Below are 17,331 nucleotides of genomic sequence, written 5' to 3'. Positions count from 1 at the left end.
TGCAAGATCGAGGTCAAAAACCAAGATCAGCCGTTAAGTCGGCACACCCTGTGTCGCTCGAAAATGCGATTCGGTGCTGTGAGCTGCGGAGAGGCCGTTCGGTCAGGCGGTTCTCCGGTACTGGTTGATCAGGCCGCCGAGGAGGGGGTGTCGCCGGATTCGCTGGGCCTGGAGGTCGGTGACGGTGGCTGGAGCGGGCGGTTTGGTGCTGTCCGGGGGCAGTTGCCGTCGGGACTGGTGGGGGCGGTGCTGGTTGTAGTGCCGGATGTACTCGGCCAGGACCGCTTGAGCGTGGGCCTCGTTGTAGATCAGGATCCGGTCGAGGAGTTCGCGCCGGAGGGTGCCCACGGCTCTCTCGCCGATCGCGTTCGCTCTCGGTGCCTGCGGCGGGCCGAGCAGGATCTGTACGTCGTCGGCCTGGAAGACGGCGTCGAAGGCGTCGGTGTACTTCGCATCCCGGTCCCGCAGCAGAAAGCGCAGCAAGTCCATCCGGCACCCCAACGTCATGGCGAGATTCCTCGCCTGCTGGATGGTCCACTGCGCGGTGGGGTGGACGGTGACGCCGGCGAGGTGTAATCGGCGAGTGCCGTGCTTGATGAAGATCAGGGCGTACAGGCGCCCCAGCGCCACGGTGTCGAGGTGCAGGAAGTCGGCGGCGATGATGCCGTGGGCCTGGGTGGTGAGGAACTGGCGCCAGGTAGGGCCGGAGCGATGCGGGGCGGGGTCAACTCCCGAGGACTGCAGGACCTCCCATACGGTGGACGGGGCGATGGAGTAGCCGAGGCGGGCGAGCTCGCCCTGTATGCGGCGGTGGCCCCAGGTGCTGTTCTCGCGCGCCAGACGCAGGATGAGCTGCTTGACGGTGGGCGCAGTCGGGGGCCGTCCCGGGTGGCGGCGCTCGGTGAATGTTCACTTCCGGGAGACCAGGCGTCGGTGACAGGCCAGCAGCGTGGTCGGCGTGACTGCGAAGACCTGACGCCAGCGTTCCCGCGGGACCAGCCGGGGAAGGACGGCCAGCCAGATCCGGTCGGCGGACTCATAGCAGACCCGGGCGATCTGGCGGCGCAGCACCGCGTTCTCGTGTCGCAGCGCCAGCACCTCCGCATCTTTGGCCACCTGACTGCGCAGCACGGCAGCGGGCACCTTGATCAGATTCCGGACCAGCGCGGTGACGATCGACGGTGGCATCGAAGGATCATCCCAGGCGCCGCGGAGGCCCTTGCCCCACACGGAGAAGCTGCAGGCCAAACCCGAATCGTATTTCCGAGCGGGACACGCCTTGGCTGACCGCCCCACCGCCCCACCGCCATGCCGCTTACCGTGCTACCGCCGTCCGTCACTGTGGTCCTCGACCCAGGCGACGACGCGATCCACACCCACCCCGCCCTGGCCGCCCACCATCCGCCGTCCGGCCGGATCACCCTGCGCCCCGGCGCGGGCACCACCAGCGAAACCGGCCTCGCCCACGACCTCCTCGCCGCCCTGGGCAAACCGCCCCTGCTCCCGGGCCGCTTTCCTGCAGGCCGTCAGCCCGCCTGGGAAGCCGCCACCGCATTCATCGTCCACGTCGCCATCGCCGTCGGCGCCGGCAGCCTCCTCGGCCTCCTGCCTGACCTGGCCGTCAAACTCGTCTCGGCCGCCCTGTTCGCCTTCGGCGCCTTCGTTCTCCTGCGCAGCGGAAGCGACGACGAGGACGACGAAGCCGGCACCAAGACCGTCACCGGCTTCTGGCCCGTCTACACCACCGCCTTCATGGCCGTCTTCATCAGCGAATGGGGCGACCTCACCCAGATCACCACCGCCAACCTCGCCGCCACCAACGGCTGGCTCCCCACCGCCATCGGCCCCGCCGCCCTGATGTCCGTTTCTGCCCTCGTCCTCCTCGTCGGCAAGTTCATCGCCAAACGCGTACCCCTGAAGACCGTGCAGCGCATCGGCGGCGCCTGCATGGCCGCACTGGCCATCTGGACCCTCATCGAAGCCTTCACCGGCTGCCCCGACCAACCGGTGACCAACCAGGGCACGCGGTGCGGCCCCGACGGCGGACAACGGACAGAGCCAAATCCTGCCCATCACTTCGGCTCGCCAGCTCACCCCATCGGCAAGTCGGGACTGCCGAACCCTGCGGACGACACCACGTCACGTCACAGGCCCGCCCGCGCGCCCCACCCACCGCCCGGCAGCACAACGGGAATACAGGTTTCACCTGATGTGTCAACGAACGGCACGCCGCGACTGCGGGTGAGCAGGCGCCAAAAAAGTCCCCCGGACAGCGTATCGGGAAATAAAGGCCACTACAGGAAAAATCATCTGGTTACCCGTCAGCGCGCCGTGACACGGCACATAGGTGCCCCCCTATAACTCGATTGGAGTCAATTTGCAGACTTTCCCTTATGTCCCGAGATGGCGGATATAGGAATCTGTCAGTACGTTCATCACGAGTCGGCTGGCCGGCCGATTTCCCGAGACAGGAGAAGCGCGTGATGAAGACCCGTCCCAACGTCGTTACCGCGGCCGTCGCGGCCGTCGCGGCCCTGGCCGCCACCGGTATCACCTACGCCTCGGCGTCCGCCTACGAGCCGGCCCAGGCCGCTCCCGCGGTCCAGCAGGCAGCCGCCCCCGTCTCGGCCCCCACAGGCGGCGATTCCGGCAAGGACAGCGAAGGCAAGGACAACGAGGGCGGCGATTCCGGCAAGGACAGCGAAGGCAAGGACAACGAGGGCGGCGATTCCGGCAAGGACAGCGAAGGCAAGGACAACGAGGGCGGCGATTCCGGCAAGGACAGCGAAGGCAAGGACAACGAGGGCGGCGATTCCGGCAAGGACAGCGAAGGCAAGGACAACGAGGGCGGCGACTTCGGCAAGGACAGCGAAGGCAAGGACCACGAAGGCCGGATCCACATCAACGAGCGTTCCTACTCGGACGACCCGGGCGGCTGCGTCACCGTCGTGAGCGGCCTGGGCTCCCGAAGTCTCAACATCCGCAACGACAGCCGCAGGAGCGTCGAGGTCTTCCGCGGAGCCACCTGCGACAACGGCGCCCCCATCGCCACCGTCGGACCGCACAGCTCAAGTGACGGCGTGCACCCCCGCCACGTCGAGGGCGGCGTCTTCGTCAAGAACGGAGTGGTCGGCAGCTTCCGAGTCATCCACCACTTCCGCGGACACGGCGGAAACAACGAACACGGCGGACGCTGACCGAACCGCCACCCCGGCACACCATGAAGCCCCCGGCCCGCTGGAATCGGGCCGGGGTCCCCTTGCAGCACCCCACCCCGAACACTGCGGGTGCCGATTATTCATCCATCCTGGTCACGCAGCATGTTGGTACTCGTGAAGGGGTCCGCCGAGTCGATCTCGTCGATGGACTTCCAGGGGGTTGATCTGTCTGGGATCGGCGATCGGTTCGGGGAGTTGGCGGAGCGGAGCCGCTTGCCCCAGGGCTCGGTGCGGGCGGTGCTCGTTGTAGAAGGTTTCGAACTCGCGGAGCGCGTGCAGGAGGTGGCTCTGGTTCCAGATCAACGTGCGGTCGAGGAGCTCGCGCCGGCAGGTCTGTATCCAGCGCTCCATGAGGGAGTTCATCCGGGGTATCCGGATGCCGGTGGTGACGACCTTCAGGCCGGCGTCGGCCAGCAGGGCGTCGAAGGCGGCTGTGAACTTCGCGTCTCGGTCCCGGATCAGGAACCTGGCCCTGCTGCCCGCGTCCTCCAGGTCCATGGCGAGGTTGCGGCCGAGCTGCACGATCCACTCCGCGGTCGGGTGCGCGGTGGCGCCCAGGATCCGGACGCGCCGGCTGGAGTGCTCGATGACGGCGAAGACGTACAGGCGCGCCCCGGTCAAGGTGCGGGTCTCGAAGAGATCGCAGGCGAGCAGTGCGGCCGCCTGGCTGCGCAGGAACTCGGCCCAGATGGTGCTCTGCCGTTCGGGTGAGGGTGGGATGCCGTGCTCGCGGAGGATCTCCCAGACGGTCGAGGCGGCGACCTCGATACCGAGAGCCGCGAGCTCGCCGTGGATCCGGCGATACCCCCACGACGCGTTCTCCCTGGCCAGACGCAGGACCAGGACGCGGATCGAGCGGACGGTGGGCGGGCGCCCACGCCGCTTCGGCGCACAGGTCGCGGCGTGGCGTCGCTTGAGCAGGTTGCGGTGCCACCGCAGGATCGTGTCCGGGCGTACCAGCAGCAGGAGGTGGCGCAGCTTCTCCTTGGGAGGTGGTGGAGCAGGCCGGCGAGGATGGCGCGATCGGTGTCGGTGAAGGCGGGCTTGCCAACCTGGCGTTGCAGGACCAGCAGTTGGTGTCGGAGCGCAAGGATTTCGATGTCCTTGTCGCGGTCGCTCATCGGCAGCAGGCGCAGGAGTGCCAGGGTGTTGGTCGTGGCGAGGTAGGCCAGGCGCAGCAGCACGACCGGTCATGATGCCGTCTTCCCCTGCCCAGGTGAAGACAGCGGGGCGGCCGACGTCGCATCAGAGAAGGCCGATCAAGGCCGTGGCCTGAGCGGATGATTTATCGGCACCCGCAGTGCCGGTAACCGGCCAGCCACCGCGCATTGGCCACCAGTACCGGATCCGGCGGCCCCGCGAGGCGGTAGTTTCAGTCCACCGCCTCTGATGATCTGTATGTTTTTGTCGGTGGTGGTTTGGCATGGTGATGTCAGTGCGGTTGGTATCGGGTTTCTGCTGTTCGGTGTGCTGTGGTGGGGGTTTCGGGTGGTGACACGGATGCCGATTTAGCGCAGACGTTTTTGGTATCTTGCCTGGTCGGTTTGTTGCCGGTCGGTACAGCATGGAGTGTGTTGTTGCTGGTCAGGGTTGTGGTGGTGGGGCTGGGTGTGGCTCGGTGGGTGCAGCGGGCGGGAATCTCCCTCGGCCTTGGCCATCTGCTGGCCTGTGTCCGGGCGGGCCGGGGGAAGCGGGGCCCGGCCGGGGCGGCCCGTTACGGTTGAACCGTCGGCCTCCCCGCCTCTTCGGGCTCGTGGACGTCGCGCTGAGCCGTTTGCACCGAGGAGACCGACGTTGGACATCAGGGCACCGCAGCCTGCTGAGGGGGACGACGTGTTCTGGCGGGAGCGCCGCACGTGCTTCCTGACCACGCTCAGGCCTGACGGCACGCCGCACCTCACCCCAGTCGGCGTCACGTACGACCCCGAGGCACGGATTGCCCGCGTCATCACCGACGGCGGCAGCAAGAAGGCGCGCAACGTCCGCGCCGCCCTGGCCGTCGGCACCGAGGCACGCGTGTCCGTGGGGCAGGTCGAAGGCCGGCGCTGGTGCACTCTCGAAGGCACAGCCGTGATCAAGGACGATCCCGCCTCCGTCGCCGATGCCGAGCGCCGGTACGCCGAGCGGTACAAGACCCCGCGGGTCAACCCGAACCGGGTCGTCATCGAGATCACCGTCAGCCGCGTCATGGGAACCGTGAAGCCCTCCGGGTGGTGATTCCCAGCCCCGACCCGGGGTGGGCGGCATATAGGCAGGCTTTCCGTGGATGCTCACTCGAACTGAACCAGTGCACGTCAGTCGCTGGTCCGAAGGATGTGTAGCTGCGTAGTTGGCAAAGGTGCAGCAGGCTGGTTGGCAAGCCTTCGTCACCCGCTGTGAGTGGTTTACGCAAGGGCCTACACCGGTCGTCGCACCAGCAGCACGACCATGCTCTACAGATACCCGCCCAGCCAGCGTGGTCCATTCCAATCCGACAGGATGTGCATCTTAGAGGTCGCGCAGATAGGCGGCGTTGAGGGCGTGTACTCCAGCTAGGCTCAGAAGATCACCGGTTACAGACCGCTATGAGGGGGGCCATGGCCGTCACCTACTTGATGCTCGCGCGGCTACCTGAAGGGGGCTTGGGCGCCTTCGACGCTTATGAAGGCGCTGTCCTGCCCCTCCTTGCCGAGTATGGAGGGCGGCTTGAGCGCCGACTGCGCACTCTGGACGATCAGGTCGAGGCCCACCTCATAACCTTTCCCACCAACGAGGATCTCGCTGCCTACCGGGCGGATCCCCGGCGTTCTGCCGCTGCACCACTGCTGGAGTCGTCTGGGGCGGCGGTCGAACTGCTCGCGGTGCGCGACGTTTAGATGTGGCGCGGATGATGGTGCGGTCATGGCCGGCGGTTCGGGCGTTCGTCCCAGCGGTGAGTCGTCCATGCCCGCCGGATCAGGCTGCGCACGGTGATGATCGTGTCGGCGAGGTCGAAGAAGGCGTTGACGACGGTGGCACGCCGCTCGTAGCAGCGGGCGAGCCGGTGGAAGGAGTTCTGCCAGGCGTGGGTGCGCTCCACGTGCCAGCGCTGGCTGGCCTGGATGGGTGCCTTCTCGCCCTTGTGCGCGATGCGGCCGCGCAGACCGCGTTCGTTGAGCAGAGTGCGGTTGGTGTCCGAGTCGTAGCCGGCGTCCAGGTGCACGGTGATGTCGTCGGGCAGCGGGCCCAGGTCATTCAGGCGGTCCAGGGTCGGGGCGAGCAGCGGGGAGTCGTGGCGGTTGGCGCCGGCCAGGACGCGGCCCAGTGGAATGCCGTATCCGTCGGTCATGCCCGAGCGTTTCAGGCCCTGTTTGCCGCGGTCGACCGGGGAGCGACCGGCCACCTCGCCGCCTCCGGGCGCCTTGGTGATGGAGCCGTCGACGGCGATCTGGTCGAGGACGAGGCCGACGATCCGGTCGTAGGACTCCAGCGCGATCTGGTTGAGCCGGGCGAAGACGCCCTGTCGTATCCTGTACCGCTCGGAAAGTCATCGCTGCAGGTGCGTACCCATGTCCTGGAGCGTCGGTAGCAGCTGGGATGCTGTCGTGGTGATCGTCTCGCTGCTGTACAGGGTGACCCGGAAGCTGCTGGCCGTCCCCGGCATACTGCTGCGCCGCGACACCACGAAGGAAGCTGAACTGTTCGTGCTGCGGCACGAGAACACGGTCCTGCGCCGCCAACTCGCAGGACCGGTGCGCTACGAGCCGGCCGACCGGTTCTGGTTTGCTGCCCTGTCCTCGCTGATACCGCGCCGTCGCTGGGCGCAGGTCTTCCAGGTCCAGCCCGGCACCGTACTGGCCTGGCACCGCAGGCTGATCGCGAAGAAGTGGGACTATTCCAAGCGCCGCGGCCGCACCGGCCGACCCCCGACCCCGGCCGCGCTGAAGAAGCTCGTCCTGCGCCTGGCCGAGGAGAATCCGAGGTGGGGCCATCGCCGGATTCAGGGCGAGCTGGCCCGGCTGGGGCACCCGATCTCACCGGCCACCGTCTGGCAGATCCTCAATGCTGCGGGCATCGACCCGGCCCCACGCCGCTCCGGCCCCGGCTGGCGCGCGTTCCTCACTGCCCAGGCCGAGGGGATCATTGCCGCGGACTTCTTCCACCTCGACACCGTCCTGGGCAAGCGCCTGTATGTGCCGGCGTTCCTCGAGCACGGCACCCGGCGCCTGCACCTGACCGGCGTTACCGCCCACCCGACCGGCCAGTGGGCGGTGCAGCAGGCGCGCAACCTCGCCGCTGACTTCGGCACACGGATGGAGTCCCTGCGTTTCATGCTGCGTGACCGCGACACCAAGTACACCGAGGCCTTCGATGCCGTCTTCCAGTCAGAGGACGTGGACGTGCTGCTCAGCGCGCCCCGGGCGCCGCGAATGAACGCCCACTGCGAGCGCGTGATCGGCACGATCCGCCGGGAAGCCCTGGACCGCGTGCTGATCGTGAACGGGGCCCATGCGCGTCGCGTTCTCGGCCGGTACCAAGATCACTACAACGGGTACCGGCCTCACCAGGCCCGGGACCAACTCCCGCCCGACGTGAGCGAGGAACCCGCCGCCGAACGCCAGCACGGCCATCCCGGCAAACTCCTACGCACCCGCATCCTCGGCGGAGCGATCAACGAGTATCGATATGCGGCTTGACCAGCAGCGATGACTTTCCAAGCGGCACACGCCAACCACGGCACCGTCAGCCTCCCAACGCTCTGTCGGCCCGCTTCATCGAATCGTGCGCATCAATGGATGATCGGTGTGCGGTTGAACATCGGCGAGGCACTGAACGTGAAGATGAGTATGGAAGCCCCCCACCGCGCCGAGCCTGCGCTGCGGCAATTACCTTCTGCGCCGACACGACTACCCGCATCCGGGGCGTCGGCCCGTCCATCGCGGCTGGGATGGCTGGACGCGTTGCGTGGCATCGCGGCACTCGTCGTGGTCTTCGACCACTCGTCGTACGCTTTTATGGCGGAGTTCCGGCGGGAGCTGATGCCGGAATTCAACACCAGTCGGTACGGCATCATGGTGTTCTTCCTCGTGAGCGGCTACATCATCCCCGCCTCGCTCGAGCGGCGAGGATGCGTCCGGACCTTCTGGGTCGGGCGTCTCTTCCGCATCTACCCGCTGTGGGGGGCTGTTGTCACCGCGGTCCTTGCGGCCGGCCTGCTGGGATTTGCTGAGATTCGCGACTTCGGTGGACAGAGCGTTGCGACGGTAGCCGTCGCCCACGTCACCTCGCTCCAAGAGCTGCTGGGAACGCCCAATCTCCTTCTTGTCCTGTGGACACTCTCCTATGAGATGGCCTTCTACCTGCTGGTCGTCGCTCTGTTCTCGGTCCGGCTCCATCAGCGGTCAGCGACGGTCGCCATCACCCTGGCAGCGCTCGCCGCTGGGAGCGTAGCGGTAGGGACCGTGCTGCCCGTTTCCGCCCTTTCCGGCGCGATCGGGACCGGCCCGCTGGTAGCCGTCGCCGCGATCACCATGGTGGTCGCCATCTACTGTGCGAGTGCCAGGTCACCTGTGCGCCGCGTGTTCGGGGCGATGCTGGGCGGGGCGCTGGCGCTCGCACTGGTCGCTTTCAACGGCACGGTCCCCATGTGGGAGGGCCTGGTGATCCTTGCCGTGATGTTCCTCGGCACTGCCGTCTACCGGGCCGAAAGCGGTCAGAGCACCTGGCGGTATGCGGCCTGCACTGCCGCCGTCGTGGTGGCCTGCGCTGTGGGGAGTGCGTACCGGTACGGCGACGGGTCCCACTTCACTCGGCGTGGCTGGATCTTGGCATTTCTGCTGGCCGTGCTCACCTTCGGTATCGGACTGGTGTTGCGTCGGCGACGCATTCCGCGGTGGCTGACCGGGCTCGGAACGATCAGCTACTCGGTTTATCTGGTGCATCCGGTGCTGCTGGCGGTGACCGACGGCACCATCGGCCGGTGGCGGCAGGACAACCCCATGCTGGAAGTCGCTTTTTATGCCGTGCTGCTTCCCCTGTGTGTACTGACCTACCGTTACATCGAAGCGCCGGGCCAGGCATGGGGACGGAAGCTGGCACGCCGCGTTCAGCCACCGTGACGAGGACCCATACCGCAGCACACGACGCCCCAGACCGATGAGGCTTAGTACTCCAGCCGGACTTCTGTATTTACCCTGGTCAACGGCCTGGCAGCGGGGAGTGTAGCGGGTGCGCTGTGGTCGTGGGACGGTCTTGCCGGGGCCGTCCCACCAACGTGTGCCCGCGCCGCATGTAATGACAGCGCGACGAGCAGTCCGTTGTCGTGATCCACGACGTACCGACGAACGCCTGGGACCTGGAACTCGAAGAACTCTTCCTGCGGATCGGTGGACGCTTCTCCCGTGTGGAACCACGCCGGCGGATGCGGGACTACGTCCGCGGGCTGCTCGGCCCGGTCGGCCGCAAGAACAGCTGGCAGCTCGCCGAGTACGCCGGCCACGCCACCCCACACGGCCTGCAGCACCTGCTCTCCCACAGCCGGTGGGACGCCGACGGCCTGCGCGACGACCTGCAAACCTACGTCGCCGAACAACTCGGCATGCCAGGCGGTGTGTTGATTGTCGACGACACCGGATTCGTGAAGAAGGGCACCACCTCTGCCGGAGTGCAGCGCCAATATTCCGGCACAGCCGGCCGCACCGAAAACTGCCAGATCGGGGTGTTTGCCGCCTATGCCACCACCCGCGGCCACGCCCTGGTCGACCGCGAGCTCTACCTGCCCAAGTCCTGGACCGGTGACCGCGAGCGCTGCCGAGCGGCCCGCGTCCCCGACGACCGCACCTTCGCCACCAAGGGCGACCTCGCCCGCGACATGATCGAGCGCGCCCTGGCCTCTCCGCTCCCTTTCACCTGGGTCACCGCCGATTCCGCCTACGGCCAGGACTCCCACTTCCGTCGTTTCCTGGAAGACCGCGGCCTCTTCTACGTCGTGGCCGTGCCCAAGTCCCAGCAGGTGAACGGCCCGCGCATCGACCATCTCATCGAGCAGGCCCCGCTCGAGGCGTGGCAGCGTCTGTCGGCGGGGCAGGGAGCCAAGGGCGAGCGCTCCTACGACTGGGCCGCCGCCCGTCTGCCCGCCGTGGCCGAGCCCGACGGCGGCGAGCCGACCCGGCAGCGATGGATGCTGGCCCGCCGCAGCATCAGCAAACCCGACGAGATCGCCTACTACCTCGCCTGCGCCCCGCTCGAGGCCACCGCCGCCGACCTGGTCCGCGTCGCCGGTTGCCGCTGGAAGATAGAGGAGTGTTTCCAGAGCGCGAAGAACGAGTGCGGCCTGGACCAGTACGAGGTCCGCCGCTACGTGGGCTGGTACCGGCACATCACGCTCGCCATGCTCGCCCACGCGTTCCTCGCGGCGATGGCCGCCCAGGAACGCGAAAAGGGTGACACGGCCGACACGCCCGACCTCGTGGACCTCACACCGGCTGAAATCCGCCGTCTGCTGGCAACTGAACCCCGCCGCTATCCTGCAGGCCGCGACCACGCGGTGAACTGGTCCCGCTGGAGACGCCGCCACCAAGCACGAGCCCGACGCTGTCATTACATGCGGCGCGGGCACCCGTTGGTGGGACGGCCCCGGCAAGACCGTCCCACGACCACAGCGCACCCGCTACACTCCCCGCTGCCAGGCCGTTGACCAGGGTAAATACAGAAGTCCGGCTGGAGTATTAGAGGTCCTAACACAATGAGGTGGTGTCACCAGCAGGCGACACACTGGGTGAGGTCTTCCGACAGGAAGATCGTGAAACGTCTCTGCGATCCGGTGACTGTCGCCATGTAGACCCGAGCTGTTCCTGCAGCTTGGAGTCCGGCGATGGCTTCGGCAAGTCCGGGCCGAGGTGTCACGCCCGTGTCGAGCATGACTTCGTGCCGCCAGGACCAGATGTCCCAGAGCTGTTGCGCAGAAGCCGTTTGGTTTATGTGGACCTCGAAGTCCGCGCCTGCCTCCAGCTCGGCCAGAGCTGCGCGTGCAGAGACGCAGCCATCCTGGGACAGAGCGGATTGCAGGGCGTCTCGGTTCATGCGATCAGTCTGCCGGGTCGGTCTATAGACGTGGGGTGAGTGCCGGTCAGGTCAAGGACAGCACCTGTCGATGCGTGATCAGGCAGCAAGCGAGACTGAGGAAGGCTTCGTGGATGTCAGCCCGTCGTTCCCAGCGGACGCGGAGGCGTTTGAAGCCGTGGAGCCAAGCGAAGGTGCGCTCGACCACCCACCTGTAGACGCCCAGACCGCTGCCGTGGGGGGTGCCGCGTCGGGCGATGACGGGGAGGATCCGGCGGGCCCGGACCTGGGCGCGGTAGACGTCGTGGTCGTAGCCGCGGTCGGCGAATACCGAATCGGGCTTGCGGCGAGGCCGTCCCGGCCTGCCTCGGACTGGTGGGACGGCGTCGAGCAGGGGCATGAGCTGGGTGACATCGTTGCGGTTGCCGCCGGTGAGAATGACCGCGAGCGGGGTGCCGTGACCGTCGGTGATCAGGTGATGCTTGGAGCCGGCCCGTCCCCGGTCGACCGGCGACGGGCCTGTCTGGAGCCCCCTTTTAGCGCCCTGACGTGGCTGGAGTCGACAACCGCTCTCGACCAGTCGAGGCGGGCAGCGGCGTTCAGCTCGGCCAGCAGCACCTCGTGCAGCTGTTGCCAGACTCCGGCCTCGTTCCAGTCCCGCAGCCGACGCCAGCACGTCATACCGGACCCGAACCCGAGGTTCTGTGGCAGGTGCTCCCACTGGATCCCGGTATGCAGTACGAACAAGATTCCGCACAGCACCTGCCGGTCCGGGACCGGCTTGCGGCCCGGGTACCTGAACCGCCTCTCCCTCTTCGGCAGGAGCGGCTCGATCCGCTCCCACAGGTCATCCGACACGATCCATGGCGAAGCCCCCATGGCACGGACAACGCCTAACCCACCGACCGGACACGACCACCAGGACTGATCCACCTCATTGTGTTAGGCGTTCTTAGACAAGTCCCATCGTTGCAGGTCAGGAGCACTTTCCGCATATTTGATCAAGTATCGGACACCCCACCTCGTGAAAGCGCGAGGCTAGTCGGTGGGTGTATACGAGCGGCCGCTCGTTGTCGGTGTACGAGTAACTGTGGCTCGACACCAGCCAGCTTGTGCCTTCACCCTCAAGGGGTGATCTGGCGGGGACCGCGGCGGCCTTGAGCGCGGTTTCGAGGTCGTCTTGCAGATCGCCCGACACCCGCAACTCCAGCTCCACGCGTCGCAGCTGTTGTCCGGTGTGGGCCGAGGTCGCAGGCGGAAGTTCTTTCGCCTGGAACTGCCTTCAGGAACCCAGGAGATGAAGAGGATGTCTCACGTGGTGAGTTTTGCGAGCTTCTTGTAGCAGGTCAGGGCCGCCGCGAGTCCGAGAAAGGCCAGGAAGTGGCTGCCCTTTCGCTCGTATCGGACGGTCAGGCGGCGGTAGCCGAAGAGCCAGGAGATCGACCGTTCGATCTTCCAGCGGTGCCGGCCGAGACGCTTGCTGGACTCGATGCCGGGCCTGGCGATGCGCGGGACGACGCCCCGCTCGCGCAGCCACTTCAGCCTCTCGGCGGAGTGGTACGCCTTGTCGGCGCGGAGCCTGCCGGGGCGGCGTCTGCGGGGACCGCGCCTCGAGCGGATGGCGGGTATGCCCAGGTGTACCGCTTCGTGTACTTGCTTCCCACCTGGTGCTACTTCCTCTGGAACCTCAAGATCCCAGTCTCCAGGTGTCCACGATCAAGGGGAAGCTTCAACCAGGGGCTTCACCTATCTGTCGGCCCAACCATCCAACTCGACCGGCAGGTTGGAAAACGCTCCGTGACCGCATAGGTTCTGCGGCCCTTTCGCTGGTGACGTCCGGACGGCGGTCGGGTGAGTTACGGCATGGCCAGGGCGATCTGCCGATATCGGGCCAAGTGCTGGAGTACTTGCTGGTGGTCCAGACCGACTTCGTTCGGTATTTACGGCGATCCAGGTACACCTGCGTTCTGACAGCAGACCACCATGGCCCTGTCAAGAACGCTCCTCAGGTCAAAGTGCTTGCATGATCTAGCTGATCCCCCCAGCGACCTGCTTGGGTATTCCCAGCGACACCAACCGCACCAAACGTCACATCAAACGTCAGGAGATACACCATGCGCGCACGCACCAGGAACACCGTCGCGGCAGTTCTGACCGGAGCGCTGATAGCGGTGGCCAGTCCGGCGATCGCTCACGCTCAGTCGCCGAAGAGCGATGACGTGCCCTTGCCGGTGGCGAGCATACTGGCCGTGGGCGACGGCAAGTACGGGGTTCAGAACTACAAGTCCAAGAAGTTCCTGCAGCCCGCAGGTGCCAGCACCGCCAACGGTGCCAAAATTGTCCAGCAGTCCGAATCCCTGTCAGGTAGTGACTATTCAGCCGTCCAGAACTGGAACGCTTTCAATTCGGGCGGCGACCTCACCAGCTTTGAGAACTCTCTCTCACACAAGAATCTCGGTATCGACGGCGCCAGCACCGCCGTCGGCGCAGCAGCCATCCAAGCGAATCCGGCCGGCGACGCCAATCAGGACTGGCAGTTCATTACGAAGTCTTCTTACCCCAGCGGGTGGTATGCGCTGAAGAATAGCAAGAGCAAGCTGTGCCTGGGAATCTCGGGAGCCAGTACCGCGAATGGCGCGCAGGCTGCCCAATTCACTTGCGACGACTCGGACAACCAGCTCTGGAGGATCATCGACAGGTGACCGACGGCCATTGAGGGTTCCGGCCCGCGTCCCCCGCGGGCGCGGTCCGGGCCCTAAAACTGGCTTGCGCGCCTCAGTCAGAACCTGTCGTCACAACGCCCCGGAGCCTTTGCCCGGGGCGTTGTTCTTCTAGCCTCGCGCTTTCATGAAGCGGGCTGTCCGACAGGCGGTCAGGTAAGCAGAAAGTGCCTCTGACCAGCAATGCCGGTGATTTAGGGCATCAGTGCAGGTAGAGCGCGCGATGACGAGTGTTCTGGGTGAGTAGAACCCTGGGATGCACAGGCGGTCCGCCACGGACTGATGATGCGCCAGGTGATCTCGGGACAGGGCAACGGGGCTCCCGGTAGGACAGGAGATCGACCAAGATCCGACTGCCTGCGAGGGAGCCCCGTTGGGCGCTCAGTCTGCCATCGCTGTTGCCCCAGCCGTCACCACGGCAATCCGTCCGGTGCCATCCCGAAGTCCCCGAAGGCGGTCGCAGCCGCAGTTCGGCGACCGGATCCGGCTCGGTGTACTCACCGAGGAGATCACACCCGAAGTAGTCGACGAAGTACTGGAGTTGACCGGAAGGATCGAGCGCCGCCGCAGGCTTCTTCCGGCCCGCGCGGTGGTCTACTTCGTCCTGGCCCTGTGCCTGTTCAGCAGCTCCGACAGCGCCGGGCCGCCGGGATACCGGGCGGTCCTGCGGACCCTGACCGAGAAACTGCGGCACCTGCCGGGCGGGCTCGTGCAGCGCCTGCCCACCAGTTCGGCCCTCACCCGAGCCCGCCAGCGCCTGGGAGACAAGCCGTTGCAGGCCCTCTTCGAACGCCGGTGCGGCGCACAGGCGACACCCACGACCCCGGGAGCATTCGCCTTCGGTTTGCGGCTGGTCGCCTGGGACGGCACCGCGCTGGACGTTCCGGACAGCCCCGAGAACGCCGCCACGTTCGGATTCACCGGCCGCGACGGCACCAACAAGAGCGGAAATCCGCAGGTCAGACTGATGGCTCTGATCGAGTGCGGCACCCACGCCGTCATCGACGCGGCCTTCGACTCGATCGCCAGGTTCAGCGAGCACAAGCTTGCCCGCCGCCTGCTCGCCTCCCTGCGGCCCGGCATACTGCTGCTGGCCGACCGCAACTTCGCCGGCCACGAGCTGTGGGGCCTGGTCGAGGCGACCGGCTGCCACCTCGCCTGGCGGATCAAGAAGAACCTCGTCCTGCCGCCGCTGTGGGTCCTGCCCGACGGCTCGTACGTGTCCGTCATGCCCACCCCCGCCGAGGGCCAGCGCCTGGGCAACGCCCGCTTCCAGGGCCGCACCCCGACAGGGCTGCCCGACGGACACCTCGTGCGCATCATCGACTACACCGTCACGGTCCGGCCCCAGCACGGGCCGGTGCAGGTGGAGAAGTTCCGCCTCGCGACCAGCCTGCTCGACCACCGGCAAGCACCCGCACGGCAGTTGGCCCAGCTCTACCACCAGCGCTGGGAGATCGAGAACGGCTTCGCCGAACTCAAAAACCGCCTGCGCGGCGCCGGCTTCATCCTGCGTTCCAAGACCCCCGAGCTCATCTGCCAGGAAATCTACGCACTGCTCACCGTCTGCCAGGCACTGTGCGCGCTCAAAGTCCACGCAGCCGAACAGGGCAAGATCGATCCTGACCGGATCTCCTTCACCACGACCGTGCGGCTCGCCCGGCTCACCACCGCTGGACAGACCGCAGCGAACCCGCAGGCCCTGCACGCCGTCCGCCTCGAAGTCGTCCAGGAACTCCTCAACGACCGCCTGCCCCCGCGCCGCGACCGCCGCTGCCAGCGACTGAAGAAACCACCGCGGAACACGTTCGAAGCCAAACGCCGGGACGAGCCCCGCCCGCCCAGCCGCGTCAGCTACTCACTCATAGTCACGCGGAACCCGGGATACCTGCCCTCACCTGCGGAAACGCCCTAAATCACCGGCATTGCTCTGACCAGCAAGAATGAGGATTGTCTAGGTCCTTGTTCCCACTGAATCCAGAGGCACTTTCCAGGTGAAGCAGCCTACCGGCTCCTACCCCCATGTCCGCGTCCAGGGGGACGGCCGGGCCGTGGTCTCACAGGCCGGTTCGGTCCTGCTGATCGAGACCGTCCGCAAGACCGGTCTTGACCGGGCCATATCCGCGGCCCTGGCCCCGTGGCGGAAGTCGCGGGCCGTCCACGATCCCGGCAAGATCCTCGTGGACCTCGCACAGGCGGTCGCGCTCGGCGGGGACTGCCTCGCCGACATCGCCCTGCTGCGGTCGGAGCCGGCCGTGTTCGGGCCGGTCGCCTCCGACCCGACGGTCTCCCGCCTGATCGGCACCCTCGCCGCCTCGGACGGGAAGGCGCTGACGGCGATCCGCGCCGCACGTTCCGAAGTCCGCCACTAGGCACTGTTTCTCGGATCTCCTGACCTGAGCGGGGTGTTGGGGGCAGGCTGGCGTCATGGGACGTGGGGATCTGACGAATGCGGAGTGGGATCGGCTGGAGTCGTTCTTACCTCCCGGTGGTGCGCGTGGAGGTCGGTGGAGCGATCACCGTCGGGTGATCAACGGGGTCCTCTACCGGGTGCGGACCGGTGTGCAGTGGCGGGACCTGCCGGAGCGGTTCGGGCCGTGGGAGACGGTCTATAAACGGCATCGTCGCTGGTCAGCAGATGGAACCTGGAAGATGCTGCTGTCTCGCATCCAGGCAGCCGAGGATGCCGCGGGCCGGATCGACTGGGAGGTATCGGTGGACTCGACAGCCGTGCGGGCCCACCAGCACGCCGCCGGCGCGAGGAAGGCGCCCCCGGCCGCCGTTCCTCAAAGGGGGGCCGGGCGGGGGACGAACCAGGTCGATCCGGTACTGCGGAAACTGGTCGTCCGGCTGGAGGAGGTGGTCAGATCGGCGAATGCCTGGGACGGTCCCGCGGCGGCTTCACCACCAAGATCCATCTCGCAGCCGAGGGGCGATGCCGGCCCCTCGCCCTCACCCTGACACCCGGACACTACGGTGACGGGCCCCAGCTCGAGCGGGTGCTGGAGCTGATTTCTGTGCCTCGCACCGGGGTCGGCCGGCCTCGCACGCGGCCCGACCGTGTCCTGGCGGACAAGGCCTACACGTCCCGGACGAACCGCCGCTACCTGCGACGGCGCGGAATCCGGCACACCATCCCCGAACGTCTCGACCAGCAGAGACATCGCAAGAACCGAGGTTCCCGAGGTGGTCGTCCCACCGGCTTCGACAGCGAGCGCTACAAGAAACGCAACACCGTCGAGCGCACCATCAACCGCCTCAAAGGCTTCCGCGCCGTCGCCACCCGCTACGAGAAACGCGCCTACATCTACCTCGGCACCGTCACACTCGCAGCCCTCGCCATCTGGCTCCGCACATGATCCGAGAAACAGTGC

At 66.8% G+C, this 17,331-nt stretch carries 10 protein-coding genes and 8 pseudogenes; 12 read left to right on the top strand and 6 right to left on the bottom strand.

Annotated elements, in window-relative coordinates:
* Nucleotides 1–102 precede the first annotated feature (102 nt).
* Nucleotides 103–1,188, bottom strand: a pseudogene (locus OHB56_RS00550) (integrase core domain-containing protein).
* Nucleotides 1,189–1,545: 357 nt separating this feature from the next.
* On the opposite strand from OHB56_RS00550, the pseudogene OHB56_RS00545 reads away from it, so the two are divergent.
* A pseudogene (locus OHB56_RS00545) lies at nt 1,546–1,992 on the top strand (TMEM165/GDT1 family protein); the annotation flags it as partial.
* Between the two features lie 491 nt (nt 1,993–2,483).
* Nucleotides 2,484–3,197 carry a hypothetical protein gene (locus tag OHB56_RS00540; RefSeq protein WP_406350996.1) on the top strand — a complete coding sequence of 238 codons (714 nt, stop codon included), beginning with the start codon at nt 2,484–2,486 and terminating at the stop codon, nt 3,195–3,197.
* A 114-nt stretch (nt 3,198–3,311) separates the two neighbouring features.
* Here OHB56_RS00540 and OHB56_RS00535 read toward each other — a convergent pair.
* Nucleotides 3,312–4,222 (bottom strand): annotated as a pseudogene (locus OHB56_RS00535) (integrase core domain-containing protein).
* Here OHB56_RS00535 and OHB56_RS00530 point away from each other — a divergent pair.
* From OHB56_RS00530 to OHB56_RS00520, 3 genes are all read left to right on the top strand, one after another.
* A complete protein-coding gene (locus OHB56_RS00530) occupies nt 4,211–4,414 on the top strand; it encodes a hypothetical protein (RefSeq protein ID WP_406359317.1) in 204 nt (67 codons plus the stop codon). The pseudogene OHB56_RS00535 and the gene OHB56_RS00530 overlap by 12 nt on opposite strands.
* A gap of 598 nt (nt 4,415–5,012) precedes the next feature.
* Nucleotides 5,013–5,435: a PPOX class F420-dependent oxidoreductase gene (locus OHB56_RS00525; protein ID WP_406350995.1), complete on the top strand. Its 423-nt coding sequence runs from the start codon at nt 5,013–5,015 to the stop codon at nt 5,433–5,435.
* A 359-nt stretch (nt 5,436–5,794) separates the two neighbouring features.
* A complete protein-coding gene (locus OHB56_RS00520; RefSeq protein ID WP_406350993.1) occupies nt 5,795–6,073 on the top strand; it encodes a hypothetical protein in 279 nt (92 codons plus the stop codon).
* A 23-nt stretch (nt 6,074–6,096) separates the two neighbouring features.
* Here the strand turns inward: OHB56_RS00520 and OHB56_RS00515 are convergent.
* Nucleotides 6,097–6,705 (bottom strand): annotated as a pseudogene (locus tag OHB56_RS00515) (IS5 family transposase); the annotation flags it as partial.
* A 40-nt stretch (nt 6,706–6,745) separates the two neighbouring features.
* Here OHB56_RS00515 and OHB56_RS00510 point away from each other — a divergent pair.
* The 3 genes and pseudogenes from OHB56_RS00510 to OHB56_RS00500 form a co-directional block, all read left to right on the top strand.
* Nucleotides 6,746–7,873 (top strand): integrase core domain-containing protein, encoded by a 1,128-nt coding sequence (locus tag OHB56_RS00510; RefSeq protein WP_406350991.1) that lies wholly within the window; start codon nt 6,746–6,748, stop codon nt 7,871–7,873.
* Nucleotides 7,874–7,981: 108 nt separating this feature from the next.
* Nucleotides 7,982–9,295, top strand: a complete 1,314-nt coding sequence (locus tag OHB56_RS00505; RefSeq protein WP_406350990.1) for an acyltransferase family protein — start codon at nt 7,982–7,984, stop codon at nt 9,293–9,295.
* Nucleotides 9,296–9,597: 302 nt separating this feature from the next.
* Nucleotides 9,598–10,626 (top strand): annotated as a pseudogene (locus OHB56_RS00500) (IS701 family transposase); the annotation flags it as partial.
* A gap of 305 nt (nt 10,627–10,931) precedes the next feature.
* Here OHB56_RS00500 and OHB56_RS00495 read toward each other — a convergent pair.
* From OHB56_RS00495 to OHB56_RS00485, 3 genes and pseudogenes are all read right to left on the bottom strand, one after another.
* On the bottom strand, nt 10,932–11,258 hold the full coding sequence (locus OHB56_RS00495) for a hypothetical protein (protein ID WP_406350988.1): 327 nt from the start codon (nt 11,256–11,258) through the stop codon (nt 10,932–10,934).
* 46 nt (nt 11,259–11,304) lie between these two features.
* Nucleotides 11,305–12,116: pseudogene (locus OHB56_RS00490) on the bottom strand (IS5 family transposase).
* 432 nt (nt 12,117–12,548) lie between these two features.
* Nucleotides 12,549–12,857 (bottom strand): transposase, encoded by a 309-nt coding sequence (locus OHB56_RS00485; protein ID WP_406358866.1) that lies wholly within the window; start codon nt 12,855–12,857, stop codon nt 12,549–12,551.
* A 494-nt stretch (nt 12,858–13,351) separates the two neighbouring features.
* Between OHB56_RS00485 and OHB56_RS00480 the strand changes: the two genes are divergently transcribed.
* From OHB56_RS00480 to OHB56_RS00465, 4 genes and pseudogenes are all read left to right on the top strand, one after another.
* The gene (locus OHB56_RS00480) at nt 13,352–13,939 is read left to right on the top strand and encodes an RICIN domain-containing protein (RefSeq protein ID WP_406350986.1); all 588 of its coding nucleotides are present in this window, start codon (nt 13,352–13,354) and stop codon (nt 13,937–13,939) included.
* A 448-nt stretch (nt 13,940–14,387) separates the two neighbouring features.
* On the top strand, nt 14,388–15,872 hold the full coding sequence (locus OHB56_RS00475) for an IS4 family transposase (protein WP_406350984.1): 1,485 nt from the start codon (nt 14,388–14,390) through the stop codon (nt 15,870–15,872).
* 79 nt (nt 15,873–15,951) lie between these two features.
* A pseudogene (locus OHB56_RS00470) lies at nt 15,952–16,323 on the top strand (transposase); the annotation flags it as partial.
* Nucleotides 16,324–16,384: 61 nt separating this feature from the next.
* Nucleotides 16,385–17,316: pseudogene (locus OHB56_RS00465) on the top strand (IS5 family transposase).
* Nucleotides 17,317–17,331 lie beyond the last annotated feature (15 nt).

This window comes from Streptomyces sp. NBC_01635 (genome assembly GCF_045209715.1).
Lineage (GTDB): Bacteria > Actinomycetota > Actinomycetes > Streptomycetales > Streptomycetaceae > Streptomyces > Streptomyces hirsutus.
The sequence above is the reverse complement of the archived record's forward strand: the minus strand, read 5'-3'. Positions and strand labels throughout refer to the sequence as shown.

What these genes read in the sequence shown, in the direction of transcription:
- OHB56_RS00510 (WP_406350991.1), top strand. Translation starts at nt 6,746, where the DNA reads ATGTCCTGGAGCGTCGGTAGCAGCTGGGATGCTGTCGTGGTGATCGTC.
- OHB56_RS00480 (WP_406350986.1), top strand. Translation starts at nt 13,352, where the DNA reads ATGCGCGCACGCACCAGGAACACCGTCGCGGCAGTTCTGACCGGAGCG.
- OHB56_RS00495 (WP_406350988.1), bottom strand. Translation starts at nt 11,258, where the DNA reads ATGAACCGAGACGCCCTGCAATCCGCTCTGTCCCAGGATGGCTGCGTC.
- OHB56_RS00520 (WP_406350993.1), top strand. Translation starts at nt 5,795, where the DNA reads ATGGCCGTCACCTACTTGATGCTCGCGCGGCTACCTGAAGGGGGCTTG.
- OHB56_RS00540 (WP_406350996.1), top strand. Translation starts at nt 2,484, where the DNA reads ATGAAGACCCGTCCCAACGTCGTTACCGCGGCCGTCGCGGCCGTCGCG.